A 17715-nucleotide genomic window follows, 5' to 3' on the forward strand; every position below is an offset into this window, starting at 1 on the left:
TATAAAGACAAGAAAATCCTCCTGCTTCGAATCATTTCTGTCAGTTTCCGGAATATGTATTCATTTTTCTGGAGCATATATACGTCGGGTTCTCGGTCCCGCAGTAAAGTGGATTTATAGCTAGCACTTAGCTTGGTGAAGAAGTCACACTTATCGAGGATCAATCTCATGACCAAACGAACCGTACTTATCACAGGCTGCAGCTCAGGATTTGGCAAGCTTACCGCTAAGACCTTCCAAGCCAATGGCTGGAATGTAATCGCCACCATGCGCTCCCCAGAAAAGGACACTGAACTGACGGCATTGGAAAACGTTACAGTCGAGCGTCTTGATGTCACCGACAAAGAGAGTATTGACGATGCTATTTCAGCGACTTTGAAGCAGTTCGGACGCATTGACGCTCTCATCAATAATGCCGGATACGGAGGCCATGCCATGTTTGAGCAGTTTGAATATGCGCAAATCATAAAGATGTTTGAAACTAATGTTTTTGGCCCTATGAATTTAGCTGCGGCAGTTCTGCCCCATATGCGAAGGCAGCGTAGCGGCGCTATTGTCAATGTGACATCGATGGCCGGTGTTATTGGACTCCCCTTTGCTTCCACCTATTCGGCCAGCAAGTACGCCATGGAAGGTTGGTCCGAAGGATTGGCCCTGGAATACGCACCTTTCAATGTTAAGGTTCGAACAGTTCAGCCAGGAGCCTTTGGCACAAATTTCAATGCTGCCACTGACAATAACTTCGCAGCAGGAGATACTGAAATTCAGGAGCGAGCCCAGCTGATGGCTACCCATTTCATCGGCCTGACCCAACAGATGCAGGAGATCAGCGGTAAGGTGGCCGATCCCCAGGATGTCGCCGAACTGATTTACAGCTGCGCTACCGAGGACACCCCTATCCACAATCCCATTGGGGCTGACGCGGCAATGTTGATGGAAATGAAATCCAGCATGCCCCATCAGACCTTCTTGGGCAAAATGGCCGAAATGTTGGTTCCAGCAGTCTGAGCTGAAGATGGAGTAAGAAAATGTTTGGAAACTTGATCTCAAACATGATGGTCAAACCAGGTCAATCGCCACTGTTCGACAAGCCAGAAAATCATGGCCTCGACTATGAAAACGTGGAATTTAAGGCTGAGGATGGCACTACCTTGCGTGGTTGGCTGATTGAGGGTGGAAACGACAAGGTGATCGTTCAAAGCCACTTCGGCGTGCAGTGCAATCGTGGAGGTTGGACACCCAAGGGCCACGGGCCAATCACTCCCTGGAAGAAGGAGATTCAGTTTCTGCGCCAGGCGAGATATCTGGTGGATAAGGGGTACTCGATACTGATGTACGACATGCGCGGCCATGGTGTCAGCGATCTTGGTCCGATCCCTTGGGTTAGCTGGGGGCCGGAAGAGGCCAAGGACGTGATTGGTGCTGTTGATTTCGTAACGAAACATTTCCCTGATGCCTCGATTGGGCTTTTAAGCATATGTATGGGGGCGGCGGCGTCCACCTACGCCTATGGCCGCGAGAATGGGCTGATAAAGCGGAGTAATATCAAGGCAATGATTGCCGTGCAACCATTGCTTTACACTTGTTTCATTGAAGCGCTCGGTATGCCTGGTTTCTTTGTGCGGGCAGGTGAGAAGGTAAGCAAGAAACGTCTTGGATTTGACTTGTCCGAACCGAGCTTCGTCAAGGATGCCTCTAAGGTTGCTGTCCCCACGCTGGTCGTGCAGAACAGGAATGACCCATGGACCCAAATGGGTATGGTCGATGCTTACTATAATGGGCTCACGGTCGAAAAAGAACTTATGCTTCTCGGCCTGGAGAGCAGCCGCTTTGCCGCCTACGATCATATCGGGTCCCATCCCGAGGATCTGATGGGGTGGTTCGATCGGTATTTATGAGTTTCGCTGAATGCAAGTCAATGGGGATTGGCTCTCGCAGGCCACCACGAGAACCATCAGCCAACTGAAGATTACAAGGAACAAGCAATGTCTATCCCAACCTTAAAGACGGTGTTGATCGGGGTTGCCGTTTTGACCGGCATACTCATCATCGGTGCGCTCACAGGTCGAAAATCGGTTCATAGTGAAATATTCATTCCCGCGGCCCCGAGCGATGTTTGGCAAGTTCTCTCAAATACGTCGGCTTACAAAGATTGGAACCCGGTTTTAGTGCCCATTGAAGGAGAACTGGTCAAACGCAGTACGGTCATTTACCGATATACCCAGGAACCGGGAAAAACCTATGAGCTTTCAGCCAAAGTGAAGTCGATACACGAAGACGAACATATCAATCAATACGGCGGCACCATCGGCGTGCTAACCTTTGACCACCACTACATTCTGAAATCAGTTGAGAACGGAACCTTGGTCACCATTCATGAAGACTACAGGGGTATTGGCGTTCATTTCTGGGATCCGAGCCCAGTACAAGCCGCTTATGACCGTTTGGGCGCTGCCCTCAAAGAACAGGTTCTGGCCCGCTCAAAATCGGGGAACTGACATGAACTCCATCGTCAATATTGAAAGCATCGCCCAAGTTCATGAAGCGCTGGGCCTGGAACCGCCCCAGCACCCGCTGGTTTCCGTTCTGCCCATCGACGAGCGCATGGTGAATTACGACTACAGGGATAAGACTTACGTTTTTGGATTTTATCAGGTCAGCTTCAAATCAGGTATTAAAGGCACCATTACGTATGGCCGAAACACCTATGATTTCCAGGAAGGCACATTGGTATTTTCAAAGCCCGGCCAGGCATTGCAGTTCAGAGACAAGGAATCGACCGACGGCGAAGTGGGATGGGTTCTGTTCTTTCATCCCGATTTAATACGCCGTTCCGAACTGGGTCGAACTATTGATAGTTACTCTTATTTTTCCTACGAGGTCCACGAGGCCCTGCATGTGTCTGAAGTCGAAAAACGCATCCTCAACGAACTGGTACAAAAGATCGAGCGAGAATTGACCCACGCTATTGACCGCCATACGCAGAAGTTGATCATATCCAACATCGAACTGCTGCTCGACTACTGCACACGCTACTACGATCGCCAGTTCTATGTGCGTACCAACATGAACCAGGATTTGATCACCCGATTCGAGGTTCTGCTGCATAACTACTATGTTGAAGACAGGGCGGCGAACGAGGGTGTACCAACGGTCAGGTTCTGTGGCGAGCAACTGAACATGTCAGCCAGTTACCTGAGCGACCTTTTGAAGAAGGAAACCGGTAGTAATGCCCAACAGCTTATCCAAAAGTTCATCATCGAAAGGGCGAAGACACAGCTATTGAACTCCAGCGACCACATCAGCCAGATTGCCTACGGCCTGGGCTTCGACTATCCACAGCATTTCAGCAAGTTGTTTAAATCTAAGACTGGCATGAGCCCGGCGGAATACCGGAAGAGGAATTGATCTTCCCCCAAGCGATCCAATGTCGCTAAGTTGAAGTTCGAATATATCTAGAGTACGCCTCTTATCTATTTTATCAAAATGACTGCTTTAGTCGCAAAAGCACCATGGGTAATATCAGCCGAATTGCAGTAGCGGAAATAGGTCGCTGACCGGCCAATAGCAGGCGTTCGTCACTTATCGAATATTACTCGATAGGTGCGGTTTGTACCTCACCACATCCTTCAGTTCTATCTCTTCTGTGCTCATATATACCTACATTCCTACCTTATCAGATACCGCAGTAAAGGAAAGTTCACCCTTTTGCATATCATTTCTTATTTGTAATATATCTTTTGCAGTTGGAAGCCCTGTCACGACTAATTTACAGTTGATAGACAATCCACTTAAAAGTTGATTGATTTCTTCAAGTATGTACTCACGTAATATTGCCTGCGCATATCTAAAACTAAGCATCTTATAGAATGAGTAGAACTCAGTGCATCTATTCTGACTCCAATCTCTTCTGTTCCAACCCCAAGCATGGGTAACTCTGTTGAAATATATCTCACCACTTCTTACATATTTCAAGAAATCAAAATCTTTTGCTGTTATTCCTCGCTCGAGATCTTGTCTATAAAAATCGGGCCCTAAATGGTTATATTTTCGTAATTTTCTCAAGACTTTATTATAGCCCCTTACGCCACCAAGCTTGTGAGGAATTTGTAATTTCCACATTTTTTTCTTGTTAATAATAGTTATTTTTCGTTTCCACAAATCCCAGTCGTCAGGTGGAATTATTTGAAGGTACCAATTAAATACTTTAAAGAGATTCTTCGTTGTTGAACCAATAAAGTATATCTGCTCTTCATGATATATAATTTCAAAAACAGCTTGTCCTTCCCTGGCTAGGCGATTGGCAATATTATCTACAGCATCACATGCCATTTCAGAAATATCATATTTATCAAACTCACCTAGCTCACCAACTATTTTTTTTGCCCTTTCACAATCCTGTACATCACCCTGAAGTTTGATAGTGAATTTTCTCTGTTTTTCAGTTGTCCCGCCTATTGGCATAATTGCCAAACGTATATCTTCAGTGAACATATGAACATCAGGATCAATATCCAGCCCTTTTGATAGGCTTGGAAAGTGTGTAGCCAGAGATGGTTTAACATCTTTCCGCGCTCTATACCTTCTCACTGTGTACCTTCTGTGTCTTCAGCTTTTGCTACTTTTCTTTCTTCTCTATCTAAAGAATCTTGCAAATCACGTCTTTTCCATCCGAAATCAAACTCATCTGCTCCGTCTTTATTTCGCAGGAAGAAAGTAATGAATATATCTATACCATCGTGAAAACTACCATGTGGTTCTTGTGCAAATATGCGGACCAAAGTACTGTCATGGTCTATTTCTTCGTGGGATACAATTAAATGCTCTGAAAAGACCTTGTGCCGAGAAACATCTGACAACCTATGACTGATACGCATATCCCAATTTGTACGCAATACACCTCTATGCGGTATTTCAAAAGCCCCTTCTGTTAAAGCGATAGAACCAGCCAATAATGGCAATGGTGACTCTTTTCCCCTTTCCTCCAAATATTTATTCCAGGCATCAACTGCTATTTGCCACAATTGGTTATTATTATGATAATCTGCCATTAATTTCGCATAACCAGAAAGCTCCATCAAGTCTAGTAACGGTGCTGCTGCGATTTTGAATTCCTGCTGTACTCGCCAATCTACTGTAGCTGACTTCGGACGCAAACTATTAAAGCGCATGAAGCATCCGTACATATACATATTGAAAACGTTCCTTAATATGTTTTGGTCATTGTTTAGAAGAGCTTCAAATGAAACTTCGCCCGAAGTATGCAAAAACTGGCCAGCATAATCTGGAAAACCTTTAGGTCTCTTTAGAAACGCCAGCATTAAATTCTGGGTTGACATTAAATCTAATAACTCTGACTGTCTATTCTTACTAGCCTGGTCTAATTTTTCGAATTCAAATTCAGACCAAAGCAATCCTTCTATTTTCTTTTTATCACTTAAGTTTGACCATTTGTCATGCCAGATTTCCATTTGATGTTCTACTTTGTGCCAAAACTCCCATTCTCTACTCAATACAGCTCCGACTAACCACGGATGTTTAGTGTCCTCGGTTTTAGCAATCCAAGATTTGTATAAACTTGCACCCTTATCTATCAAAGCTTGTGTGTTCTTAACAAATGTGTCAGATTCAATTTGCAACAATAGTTCTTTCTGATACCATACAGGTGTCACTATCTTACCTTCTGTTAAAACTTCAAATTCCAGTCTTGACTTAAACCACTCAAGTTGAGGTAAACAGTAGGAAGGGAATCCATGTTTATAGATATCTGAATCATTATTCCAGGTTACTTTTGACAGCCTTCTTTCTATTACTCCTGAATCTAATGCCTCGATATGCTCTCTACATGCAAGTGCAATTGTAATTGGCATAGTTGCGAATCGCTCTATTATTGCTAGCTTTTCAAGAATCTCATTGGTTACTATTTCGTTTTCTGATACCTGAGAAATAATTTGCAAAACACAATCACCAAACTTTTCAGTAATTTCTAAAGCACGATTCGTTCGGCCAATTTTTGCCAATAGCTTCAAATACACATCAACATAACCTGCTAACTCTATAACTTCGTTATATCGATCTTCTTTTAAGTTAACTTCCAAACATTGCTTAATAATTACAAAAACTCTAGATTCAATCCATTCTTTATCGTTTGTAATGTCTGGTTGTAGGGTTGTACCAGTTTGATGGGCTATGGATACCCTTGAATCATCTGTACGATACCAGTCTAGATGGATGTATTTTTGTTTATACCATTGACTATCTGAAGGTATTAGATTTTTCGATTTTTCATAATATAAGAGAAATGAAACTAGATTTTTACAAAGCTCAATGAATGGTGAGCCACGTAGATGAACCTCATTTTTAGTTATATCTGATAAAGTTTCCAGCGTATCCAGACTAGAAGAAGCCAACTTGTTTGCATTTTGTTGAAAGGCTACGTCATTCCACCGATACCCACCTGCCATTACCATATTTGTATATCGCCTTAACTGAGCAAACAAATGGTAACTTAGTGCAGTAGGGTCAAATAAATAAAATACTCGTTGGCCTAATTTAACGAAAGCGATTATTCCAATTCCTACCGAAATCAGCATCACGGGTATTGCAAGCTCAATCCGATCAAAACCCAATACCCGAAATGATACTAATGATAATCCTAAGAAAGTGATAAAAGACAAAAAGTGCATATATACATTCCCTACTCGCTCCTGCGCGAGAAGATCACGTATATTGTTTGGCACTTTCGCATATATCGAGCCAGCAATCGTGCTGATTGCAGCGTAGTACAAACCGATAAACACACTTCCTATACCACTGATGGTTACTAAAAATGTGGCATAATCACCATCATCCGGAATTCTTAAAAACGTGAATTTGTAAAACTCAGTAACTACTGGATTTGCCAATTGTAGTAATATAGCAAAAAGGAATGCCAATACTAATTGCAACTGTGTAATATGAAATAAATGCCGTAGTCCGACAAAACCATCTTTCTTCTCTCTTGCAAAATATCGGGAACGAAAATTCTGAGTACCAATCCAGAAATAGGCTTTATTGACTATCGAACGCAACCGCCAAAACAACCGAAGTTGTGAAAAATATAGAAACAGAGAATTCTTCACTATTTCACATCCTTTACACTACCTGAAAAAATAACCTAACAGAGTCTATTCCAATATTACTGCTGTGTACTTTAGCATTGCATACATGTCACTAATTTAAACCGACTGCCTTCAAATTCTCGCCCTGTTGTTGTAATGCCTCTTCGAATCTCTTAATTGCTTGCTCGGATGGTTTCCAATCGAGCAATTCTGCGATTTCATTTCCAGCCCGGGTCAGTGGCATAGCGTGTAGGCTGTAACGGCCATCTTTGTCGTTTTCTACTTCATCCTCACGCCCAAATGGGGGTGAATTCTGTCCTTCAAGAAAGGTGTCTGCTAAATCTTTAGGTGGATTCTTCGCCATAGAAATGGCATAGCTGACCGATCCCATTTCCAATTTGTACTCGTTCGCCTTCATCAAGTCGATGTCACCATGCCCTAAAGAAAAAAGTTCAATTGCTTCCAGGCGATCAAACAAGTCGCTGATTGACCCATTATTATGGTCATATCTAACATAATCTGATTTGATCAGCTGAGCATAGTAGCCGACCATGTAAAATCCCAAAGGCAGCCCATCTCGATAAAGTTTTGCCGAAAGATTTACAAAGTCGGATAAATCTTTGAACTCTTTATCTTCTAGCATAACCAACGACCATAATGCACGGAGTGAAATAGATCCTGGAATACTAGCTTCTCGTGCAAGAGCTACCGCAAGAACATCTTCCCGCCATGGTTCGTTTTTTGTTGATGCGAACTGTAGGAAGCGGTCAAACCAAGCTGAAGAAATTGAGATTTCACTATCACTCTCATCACTATGTACGGGTTCATGTTGGGATAGTTCTAATGCCCTTGTTACGATTCTTGCAGCGTTCATTCGTCGAGATAGAGTTTCTAGGTCGCTGAAGCGGTCAACTGGTATGTCTTGGTCCCGTTTCAACAAATCCAACCATGTGTCGGCCTCCTTTTTTCGCAAATTTAGTAGAATATCTTTTTGGCGGATATCGCGGTTGGCATCACCAAGTCTTCCTTTTGTGGTCACATACCGTTCAAGCAAGGTATCGGAAGACATAAGAATCACTCGAAACAGTCCTTTGAGTAGTCTCTGTGCTGCCTTAGTCGGTTTAACGCTGAGTGATTTTACTGCTCGTGTGATTAGATCAGAAACGGATTGGTCTTCTTCAGTATGTTTTGCTGGTAGATTTTCGTTATCTTCTGTGCTCATAATTCTACTCGTTAATATATTGATATTATGATCTGATCTGTCTTGGTTCTCTATGTGTATTAGACTTGATTGTCATATTCCAATCACCCACATCTCCATCATCAAGTCTTGAGTGTTGCCTTTGGGTTGCGAATGCAGGCCATCATCGATGGTCTTGAATAATTTCTTTCGGTAGGCAACGACCAGCATCCCACATAAAATTCAACAATCTGCTCAACCCTAACCTACCCAAAAAATCAGATTAATCCCTCACACCAAAAACTCAACCCACAACGGCCGATGATCCGCAATATGGTATTTCACCGTCTTATTAAAATAGTCCGGATCGACATCCCAGGCCGCCCTGAAGAACGGATCGCGGTCGAAGTCGAACACCCCTGAGTTCCCCTGATAGGCGTCTTTCATTGCTCCCGCGTGAAAGGCGACCTGATCGTAGTCTTTGTCCCCTGCCAGGTTACTGCCCATTGTTGTGGAGTGTTGCGGCAGGATGAGGCGTTTGGCCTTCAACGCTTTATAGACTGAGCTTGAGTTGTCTCGGATGGGGAGATTGAGGTCACCCATGACGAGGATATTCTGTGAATAGGCCCCGGCGGCTCGGTTGCGTTGATCGGCCCAGCGGGCCAGGGCGTAGGCTTCGAGGGCACGGCGGTCTTCGTCGTAGTAGGTGTGACTGCCAAAGTAGAGGTGGGCGGAGACAGCCGTGAATTCCAGCCCCCCTGCCTTGAAAGCTACAACATAGGGGTTACGGTCGAAGCCTTTGTAAGCGCCGGAGACACCGCGCATGCGGATGTAGCGATGGTCACTGGGGGGTACGGCGATTTCTGCAGCGAGTTCGAGGCGGGCAACTTTTTGGCTGTCGTAGAGGAAGCCTGAGCGTTCGTCGTTTCCACCAATGTCGGAGAGGATGACACGGTAGCCTGTCGGCAGGTGATCGACGAGTGCGCAGAGATCGGTAAGGTCGTCCGCGATCTCCTGGATAGCGATGAGGTCGAACCAGCTGATGATTTCGGCCATCAATGCCAAGTCGTCATCGGTACGTTGCTGGACACCGAAATTGGTCAGATTCCAGGTGGCGGCGAGGAGTCGGTTGGGGGCTTTGTCCGGGATGCCGCGGTGCGTTTTGTTTCCGCGCAGGGCCTGGCGCTCGGTGGCCAGGTCGTAGGTGAAATCGGGGCTTTCCTTCTCGTGGGGGATCATGTGCTTCCCTTAGGGATCCGTGTTGTTTTATTGTCCTGTTTGCTTCTCTTTTGAGAATAGGTTGCGGGTGGGGGTTCGACAACTCGTTACAGGAATGGAATTCCTGTTTTACTGGTTTTCAGTCCGCCAAAGCGTAGTGATAAACGCACAGGGATTGGGGGTGATTTCCGAGCACATAGCGAGGTATGTTGTGAACTCGCGTTTGGACCATTGCCGGGTACGTAATTCTCCATCGGAATGACAACACTGCCCGACACTCAAAAGCACGATATAATCACTACCCAATGACCCAGCCAGCCAACATCTTCTCCTACCGTCCCTACTGGGCCGCCCGCTTTGGTGTCGCTCCTTTCCTGCCGATGAACCGGGAGGAGATGGACGACCTGGGCTGGGACAGTTGCGATGTGATCCTGGTGACCGGCGATGCCTATGTGGACCACCCCAGTTTCGGCATGGCGCTGATTGGACGACTGCTGGAGGTGCAGGGCTTTCGGGTCGGCATCATTGCCCAGCCGGACTGGAGCCATGCGGATGCGTTCAGAGAATTAGGACGCCCCAATCTGTTTTTCGGCATCACCGCCGGCAATATGGATTCGATGGTCAACCGCTATACCTCGGACCGCCGCATCCGCAGCGACGATGCCTATACACCGGATGGGGAGGCTGGCAAACGCCCGGATCGCTCCGTCATTGTCTACGCTCAGCGCGCCCGGGAGGCCTTTAAAGGGGTTCCTGTCATCATTGGCGGTATCGAGGCGAGTCTGCGGCGGATTGCCCACTACGACTACTGGTCGGACAAGGTGCGCCGCTCCATTCTGCCCGATTCGAAGGCGGATCTGCTGATCTTCGGCAATGCGGAGCGGGCCATCGTGGAGCTCGCACATCGGCTGGCGAAAGGTGAGAAGATCGATCAGATCCGGGATATCCGCGGCACTGGGTTTATGAGTCAGGGGATTCCCGAAACGTGGTTCGAGATCGACTCCACCGAGCTGGATACCCCGGGCGCCAAGGCGGTCCATACCGACCCCTATCAGCATCAGCCCGACTGCAAGCAGACCATCAGCTTCACAACCCGTACCCGACCCAGCAAACTGGACCGGGAGAAGAGCGTGGTTCGCCTCCCCTCCTACGATCAGGTGGTAGAGGATGAGGTCATCTATGCCCATGCCTCCCGGGTGTTTCATCTGGAGACCAATCCGGGCAACGCCCGGGCGCTGGTACAGCAGCATGGCAAGCGGGATGTCTGGCTCAATCCGCCCCCCATCCCGCTGACCACGGAAGAGCTGGACCGGGTCTATGAACTCCCCTACAGCCGAACTCCCCACCCGGTCTATGGGGAGGCGCGCAATCCGGCCTGGGAGATGATCCGCCACTCGGTGAATATCATGCGCGGCTGTTTCGGCGGCTGTACCTTCTGCTCGATTACCGAGCATGAGGGCCGCATCATTCAGAGCCGCTCGGAGGACTCCATCATCCGCGAGGTGGAGACGATTCGCGACCAGGTACCGGGCTTCACCGGCAACATCTCAGACCTGGGTGGCCCCACCGCCAACATGTACCGGCTGGCCTGCAAGGATAAGAAGATCGAGTCTGCCTGCCGCCGGCTCTCCTGTGTCTTTCCCGGTATCTGCCCGAATCTCAATACCGACCATAAACCGCTGATCGATCTCTATCGGCGCAGCCGGAAACTGCCGGGCATCAAGCGGATTTTTATCGCCTCCGGCCTGCGCTACGACCTGGCGATACGATCCCCGGAATATATCCGGGAACTGGTCACCCACCATGTGGGGGGCTATCTGAAGATCGCACCGGAACACACCGAAGCCTCGCCCCTCGACAAAATGATGAAGCCGGGGATTGAGAGCTATGAGCAGTTCAAGAAGCTGTTCGACAAATACTCGGCGGAAGCGGGCAAAGAGCAGTATCTGATCCCCTACTTCATCGCCGCCCACCCCGGCACCAGTGACAAGGATATGCTCAACCTGGCGCTCTGGTTGAAGCGCAACAACTTCCGCCCCGATCAGGTACAGGCCTTCCTGCCAACCCCGCTGGCCATCGCCTCGGCGATGTATCACACCGGCAGAAATCCCCTGCGGAAAATCGGCCCGGGCCGTGCCAATGTGAGCGTGGTCAGAGGATTGAAGCAGCGCCGCCTGCATAAGGCCTTTTTACGCTACCACGATCCGAAAAACTGGCCCATGCTGCGTGATGCCTTGGCCCGCATGGGACGTAGCGATCTGATTGGAAACGGCAAAAAACATCTGGTGCCAAGCTGGCAGCCCGCCGCCGATGGCAGGCAAAAACAGCCAGCTTCCAAAGGCCGGAATCAAGCCACCAAAGCCGCAATCAAACAGCGTAGACAAAAGCGCGGCGGCAGCCCCAAAAGAGTCCGTAACAGCCGCTCAAGATAGCTTTTTTATTCCTTTTATTTCAGATAGTTGGAAATGGTTTCCCAAAGCTGGAAATTACCTTTTTCAGGGCTTGAAAAAGCGCCAAAACAGAACCATATTCAAAGTAGGGGCGAGTCGTAAGTTTTGCGCATTTCGCCTCTTAGGAAGCACGTTACAAAAGGAGGTACGTCATGAATATCACACGTTATGATCCCTGGCGTTCCCTTGAGGACTGGCGTCAGGAAATGGACCGGATGTTCCATCCTCAGCCGCATCGGGATGAGGAGACCTCCCACCTGGTAGGCGGTGACTGGGCACCAGCTGTTGATATCAAAGAAGAGACGGATCACTTCCTGATCCGTGCCGATATCCCAGGTGTTAAACCGGAAGATATCGAAATCACCATGGAAAATGGTGTCTTGAGCATCCGCGGTGAACGTAAGTTCGAAGAGATTGAAGAGCGGGACAACTTCAGGCGGGTGGAACGTTCCCACGGTATCTTCTATCGCCGTTTCTCACTGCCGGAAAATACCGATGCCGAAGCGGTAAAAGCCACCGGTAAAGACGGCGTCATCGAAATCACCATCCCCAAGACGGAAGATAAAACACCGAAACGGATCGAGGTAACCCACTAAACACTGCTGCCGGGGCTCTGATTGAGCCCCGGTTGTTGTTGGTGTGGTGTACTCTTTTGGCCACGAATGGACGCTAAGTACCGCTAATGCTCACGAATGAAGGTTTACTCGAGGGATAAGCTCAACTGGCAATTGATGCAACCGAAAAACCTATCGTGCGGCATGCGCTTGCTGTTGTCCGGGATGAATCGGGTGATTGAACTGAAGACCTAGCCGGGTTGGTGTTTTTTTAAGGGCGAATCTTCGCGAAGTGAATTCGTAACAGGGAGGAGTGTTACTGAATGTCACCAGTTATTGCTTAATCAAATCCTATTTGGTGGGGCATGGCCCCACCCTACACCCTGAAAAACCTATCGTGCGGCATGCGCTTGCTGTTGTCCGGGATGAATCGGGTGATTGAACTGAAGACCTAGCCGGGTTGGTGTTTTTTTAAGGGCGAATCTTAGCGAAGTGAATTCGTAACAGGGAGGAGTGTTACTGAATGTCACCAGTTATTGCTTAATCAAACCCTATTTGGTGGGGCATGGCCCCACCCTACACCCTGAAATCAATGGTAGGGTGGGGCCATGCCCCACCAAATAGGCTTTGAATAAACACAGACACACTGACTTTTTCCGGACAGCAGTGGGCATTCGTTGGGATGACGGTGGTTGGGAGGATTCAGTAGTAGTGAGGGTGATGGTGAGGATACCGAAACACTGACGATACCGATCAGCCCTAATCTGCCTGATTCGCAAAGATTCATTTGCGGAATTCTTACTTTATAGCACCAGCTCAAACAAGCCCCATACCAGACTTAAGCACAGGTTAGGGATAGATCAGGCAAGCAGGAATCGGTGATCAGAAACGAAAAATCAGACCCAGGTTGGTCTCGAACTGGGGAAAGGCATCGCCACTGATCTGCAGTTCGCAGCCACTATCACAGAACAGGCTGCTGTTGGAGTTGACCAGGGTGCTGTAACCGCGCATCTCGAAACGAATCCCCAGACGCTCGGTGGGGTACCACTTGAGACCGCCGCCAACGCTCAGGGAGAAGCGGGTCTTGTTCTCATAACCCGGCTGCCCGGGATGCAGATAGGTCATGCCCACGCCACCAGAGAAGTATGGGGTGAAACGATCCTGGTAGACATCCACGGTGCCACCCATGTGGAAGTAGTGCACATTCAGATCGAAGGCATTGTTCGGGTCGGTGGAGTCCGCCAGCGAGGTATCCTGATGGCTGTAGAGAAATTCATAGCGGGTTGTTTCTGATGCCGGTTGGCTTAAGGTGAATCCCCAATCCGATGCCTCTTCGAAATCCCAACGGCGATCGTTCCGCTCATCATCCAGGGTACCGCCAAAGCGATAGCCGACAAAGGGAGTGAACTCTAGCTCACTCTCCGCCGCCAGGCTGGATGAGCTACCGAATATCAGTAGCCAGATTGTCAGAATTTGTGGTTTGCGCATCATGTCGTACAAATGAAACACCTTGTTAGACTTATTATCGTCCAAAATGCTCATAAATTAACGGTAACAATTCACAACTTAGGCGCGTGACAATTCAAGTGCTTGATTATATAGTTTATTTTTTTTTATGCCAGTGATGCTTGTAGCTAGGGAAACCGCCTGTTTGAGCGGTAGTTCCGCCAGGAGTGTGACCAGCATCTGCTCCACATCCACTTCCACGCGTGACTGAGATACAACAGTCGAGCCTTCAATCAGAACGACAAACTCACCTTTCCGCTGATCCTCCTCTTGCTGCAGAATTTGCCGTAGAGATTGAAGATTCCCCCTGAGGAAGGTTTCATAGGTCTTTGTCATCTCTCGGGCAATCACAGCGTCCCGTTCGCTACCAAAGACGGCACTCATATCTTCCAGGCTCTCCACTACCCGGTGACTTGCCTCATAAAAGACCAGTGTCGCCCGCTCATTTGCGAGTTCCTGCAGCCACTTTTGCCGCTGGGAGCGGCTGCGGGGTGGAAAACCGGCAAACAGAAACCGGTCGGTGGGCAGACCGGCTGCCGAGAGGGCACAGGCCAGGGCGCTGGCGCCAGGAATCGGTACGATTTGCCCCCCCGCTGCCGCAAAGCCCCTCACCAGAGGGAATCCGGGATCGCTGATCAGTGGTGTGCCGGCATCCGAGACCAGCGCAATCGAGGCCCCCGCATCCAGCTCAGCCAGCAGAGAGTCCATTTTTGCCCGTTCATTGAACTGGTGCAGCGAACGCATTGGGGTATCGATGGCATAATGGCGTAACAGAGGGCGGGTATGCCTGGTGTCCTCGGCGGCGATGAAATCGACCCGTTTGAGTATTTCGACCGCCCTGGGGGTCAGATCATCAAGATTGCCGATTGGTGTTGCGACAACGTAAAGTACGCCCTTAGACACAGATATTCCCATTTAACAGACACTGCAGGGCAGTGTCTTATGTAACTTACTGATTTTGAAGATCAATCCTGACAGGTTACCCCTGCTTGGATCAACATCGTTGTTGAAGCCCTGTTGGCAATCGATTATGTTGCCGGGTTGATTATACTGGATCCCGCTACAGATACTGAGTTATGCACATCATCCGCCATTTTGCCCTGTTATTGATCTCTGTCCTGCTGTTTCAGCAGGGTTGTACCACGGTCACCAAAGAGCCCCTGCCCGCCCAGCAGATGTCGCCTGAACTCAGACTTCAGGTCACTTCATTACTTGAAGATGAGGATTATGCAACCGCGGCGATGATTGTTGAAAGCTATGCCATGGAGTCTCAACCCCCATTTCGTGACCAGCTGCTGCTGGAGGCGGTTGAGTACTGGCTGAAAGCGGGCGAACAGGAGCGCAGCCTGGCACTGGTAAAGCTGATCCGGCCATCCGAGACCGATCCGGAGTTCAACCTGAAACTGCGGATGCTGAAAACCGAACTGGCGGTGTTGCAGGGCGACATCGACCAGGCACTGGATCTGATGCAGCCGGAGCCGGGACCGGACGCGCCCATCGAATTGCGCCAGTACTACCATCGCAACATGGCGGAGATCTTCCGTCTCTCGGGCAACCTGCTGGAGAGCGCCCGGGAGCTCAATGTACTCGATCCGCTCATGGAGGAGGACCCGGACCAGCGTCTGCTGATCCAGGAGCTACTGGTGCAGACCCTGACCACCATGACCGATACCGCACTGACCCTGCTGCAGCCGTACCCCCCCTCCACCCTGATCGGCTGGATGGAACTGGCGAAGGTCATCAAATCCCAAACAGCGGACCCGGAGGAGCTGAGCAACAGTCTGGCGGAGTGGCGGCAGCGCTTCCCCGACCACCCGGCGATGCCGGCCCTGATGGCCGGCCTGCTTGAGCTGCAGGGACTCAGTCCCGATGACCATATCGCCATCATGCTGCCCCGCAGCGGCCCCTATGCCAAAGTCGCGGCGGCGGTCAGGGACGGACTGATGGCAGCCTGGTATCAGCAGCCTCCCCAATACCGTCCCAAACTGCAGTTTTACGACAGCAGTGAGTTACAGAGCACCCTGAGCATCTATCAGCAGGCGGTCCTCAATGGCGCACAGATGATTGTCGGCCCGTTGAACAAGGATTCGGTAAAGATGATCTCCAACCTGGAGCTGCTCGACATCCCGGTACTGGCGCTCAACCAGGTGGAGGATGAGCTCTATGAGCCCAATCCCAACCTGTTCCAGTTTGGCCTGGCTCCGGAAGATGAGGCGGAACAGGTCGCCGAGCGTGCCTGGCTGGAAGGCCATAGAACAGCTTTGCTCCTGACCCCCCAGGGTAACTGGGGAGACCGTCTGGCCAACAGCTTTCGCAATCGCTGGCTGACTCTGGGTGGTGAGATCATGGAGAGCCAAACCTATCTGCCCAAAGAGAACGATTTTTCGGTACCGATCCGCATGCTGCTGAATATCAATGAGAGCGAGGCGCGGATACGCTCACTGACCCGATTGATGGGCCAAAGAGTTGAGGCCGAACCCCGCACACGCCAGGACGCGGATTTCATCTTTCTCGCGGCCCGCCCACAAAAGGCGAGACAGATCCGTCCACAACTGAAGTTTTACCGCGCCGGCAACCTGCCCATTCTGTCCACTTCCCACATCTACTCCGGGATCGAACAGGCCGAGCTGGACCGGGATCTGGGCAAGATCAGTTTTGTCGACACCCCCTGGTTGCTTGAAGACAATCACGGAGGCGCCCTGTCGCGCAAAAGTCTCGAACGTTTCATGCCCGGGGTTAAGGGTCGCTATGCCAGACTCTATGCCATGGGGATCGACAGCTACAACCTGCTCTCCCAGCTACAGGCCATGCAGGAGCAGCCGGGCAGACTCTACAACGGCAAGAGCGGCACCATCTATCTGGATGCACAGAACCGCATGCACCGGTTGTTGGCCTGGGCCGATATGGAAAAGGGTAAGGCGAGCATCATCGGTTATGCACCACGCATTGAGATGCCGAACAATACCCAATCCCTCGATGACATGGACAGCTTTGGTGAGCTGGACAGCGTAGAGGAAGCGGATAGCTCTGAACCACTCGAAGCCGAGCTACCACCCGTATCGGATCACGATCTCTCTGAGCCCGCCGGCCGAAGATGAAAGCCGACCATCTGCAGCAGGGAGAAGCCGCAGAGCAGCAGGCCGTTGACTACCTGAGTCGCCGCGGACTCAAACTGGTCACCCGCAACTTTCGCTGTAAAGTGGGAGAGATCGATCTGATCATGCGTGAAAAGCGCACCCTGGTTTTTGTTGAGGTCCGCTATCGTCAATCCGATGACTACGGTTCCGCCTTGGAGAGCATCACCCCAAGCAAACAGCGCAAGCTGTTGGCCGCCGCCAATCTCTACCTGCAAAAAAACCGCATCGACCAGGCCTGCCGGTTCGATGTGGTGGCAATAAACGGTTCTGCTGACAAGCGGACCACCTGGATTAAGGATGCCATTCAGAGTTAATCAACGCCGTTGCCGTCTAGCAGATTGTTCTACAAGCATTCAGTCCGCGAATAAGCGCAAATGGTTTGTTGATCGCTAGACAATCCTGGGTGATGCCATTCACCCTCGCCTCCCTGGCAAACTAAGATACGGCACCTGAAAGGCTCTACCTGGATTTATTGGAAATAAACAGACTAATTGCGTTCATTTACGGACCGATCTCTCTTCCAACATCAGCAGAATTGAATGATGCCGGGCTGAGGAATTTATGAGACAC

General features: G+C 49.5%; 14 protein-coding genes. 8 read left to right on the forward strand and 6 right to left on the reverse strand.

What is annotated here, in order from left to right:
• Positions 1-168: 168 nt before the first annotated feature.
• The 4 genes from AC4IE8_RS08090 to AC4IE8_RS08105 all read left to right on the forward strand — a co-directional run bounded on the left by AC4IE8_RS08090 (position 169) and on the right by AC4IE8_RS08105 (position 3408).
• Complete coding sequence (locus tag AC4IE8_RS08090) at positions 169-1008, forward strand: SDR family oxidoreductase (RefSeq protein ID WP_490790763.1); 840 nt, start codon at positions 169-171, stop codon at positions 1006-1008.
• A gap of 20 nt (positions 1009-1028) precedes the next feature.
• A complete protein-coding gene (locus tag AC4IE8_RS08095; RefSeq protein ID WP_490790764.1) occupies positions 1029-1898 on the forward strand; it encodes an alpha/beta hydrolase family protein in 870 nt (289 codons plus the stop codon).
• Between the two features lie 87 nt (positions 1899-1985).
• Complete coding sequence (locus AC4IE8_RS08100; protein WP_490790765.1) at positions 1986-2498, forward strand: SRPBCC family protein; 513 nt, start codon at positions 1986-1988, stop codon at positions 2496-2498.
• A gap of 1 nt (position 2499) precedes the next feature.
• Positions 2500-3408: a helix-turn-helix domain-containing protein gene (locus AC4IE8_RS08105; RefSeq protein ID WP_490790766.1), complete on the forward strand. Its 909-nt coding sequence runs from the start codon at positions 2500-2502 to the stop codon at positions 3406-3408.
• Between the two features lie 252 nt (positions 3409-3660).
• Here the strand turns inward: AC4IE8_RS08105 and AC4IE8_RS08110 are convergent, their stop codons facing one another.
• The 4 genes from AC4IE8_RS08110 to AC4IE8_RS08125 form a co-directional block, all read right to left on the reverse strand.
• Positions 3661-4494, reverse strand: coding sequence for a hypothetical protein (locus AC4IE8_RS08110; protein WP_490790767.1), 834 nt, complete (start codon positions 4492-4494; stop codon positions 3661-3663).
• A gap of 92 nt (positions 4495-4586) precedes the next feature.
• Positions 4587-7121 carry a hypothetical protein gene (locus AC4IE8_RS08115; protein WP_490790768.1) on the reverse strand — a complete coding sequence of 845 codons (2535 nt, stop codon included), beginning with the start codon at positions 7119-7121 and terminating at the stop codon, positions 4587-4589.
• A gap of 91 nt (positions 7122-7212) precedes the next feature.
• Entirely contained in the window at positions 7213-8322 is a 1110-nt protein-coding gene (locus AC4IE8_RS08120) for a DUF2806 domain-containing protein (RefSeq protein WP_490790769.1), read from the reverse strand.
• Positions 8323-8571: 249 nt separating this feature from the next.
• On the reverse strand, positions 8572-9519 hold the full coding sequence (locus tag AC4IE8_RS08125; protein ID WP_490790770.1) for an endonuclease/exonuclease/phosphatase family protein: 948 nt from the start codon (positions 9517-9519) through the stop codon (positions 8572-8574).
• 284 nt (positions 9520-9803) lie between these two features.
• On the opposite strand from AC4IE8_RS08125, the gene AC4IE8_RS08130 reads away from it, so the two are divergent.
• A complete protein-coding gene (locus AC4IE8_RS08130; RefSeq protein WP_490790771.1) occupies positions 9804-11930 on the forward strand; it encodes a YgiQ family radical SAM protein in 2127 nt (708 codons plus the stop codon).
• Positions 11931-12100: 170 nt separating this feature from the next.
• Complete coding sequence (locus AC4IE8_RS08135) at positions 12101-12544, forward strand: Hsp20/alpha crystallin family protein (RefSeq protein WP_490790772.1); 444 nt, start codon at positions 12101-12103, stop codon at positions 12542-12544.
• Between the two features lie 840 nt (positions 12545-13384).
• Here AC4IE8_RS08135 and AC4IE8_RS08140 read toward each other — a convergent pair.
• On the reverse strand, positions 13385-14002 hold the full coding sequence (locus tag AC4IE8_RS08140; RefSeq protein WP_490790773.1) for an outer membrane protein: 618 nt from the start codon (positions 14000-14002) through the stop codon (positions 13385-13387).
• Positions 14003-14068: 66 nt separating this feature from the next.
• Positions 14069-14911, reverse strand: coding sequence for a 16S rRNA (cytidine(1402)-2'-O)-methyltransferase (gene rsmI / locus AC4IE8_RS08145; protein WP_490790774.1), 843 nt, complete (start codon positions 14909-14911; stop codon positions 14069-14071).
• 173 nt (positions 14912-15084) lie between these two features.
• Between rsmI and AC4IE8_RS08150 the strand changes: the two genes are divergently transcribed.
• Entirely contained in the window at positions 15085-17106 is a 2022-nt protein-coding gene (locus AC4IE8_RS08150) for a penicillin-binding protein activator (protein WP_068988176.1), read from the forward strand.
• A complete protein-coding gene (locus AC4IE8_RS08155) occupies positions 17103-17459 on the forward strand; it encodes a YraN family protein (RefSeq protein ID WP_068988175.1) in 357 nt (118 codons plus the stop codon). The genes AC4IE8_RS08150 and AC4IE8_RS08155 overlap by 4 nt, the downstream gene beginning before the upstream one ends.
• Positions 17460-17715: the final 256 nt, after the last annotated feature.

The organism is Candidatus Thiodiazotropha sp. AKAK2, assembly GCF_058244685.1.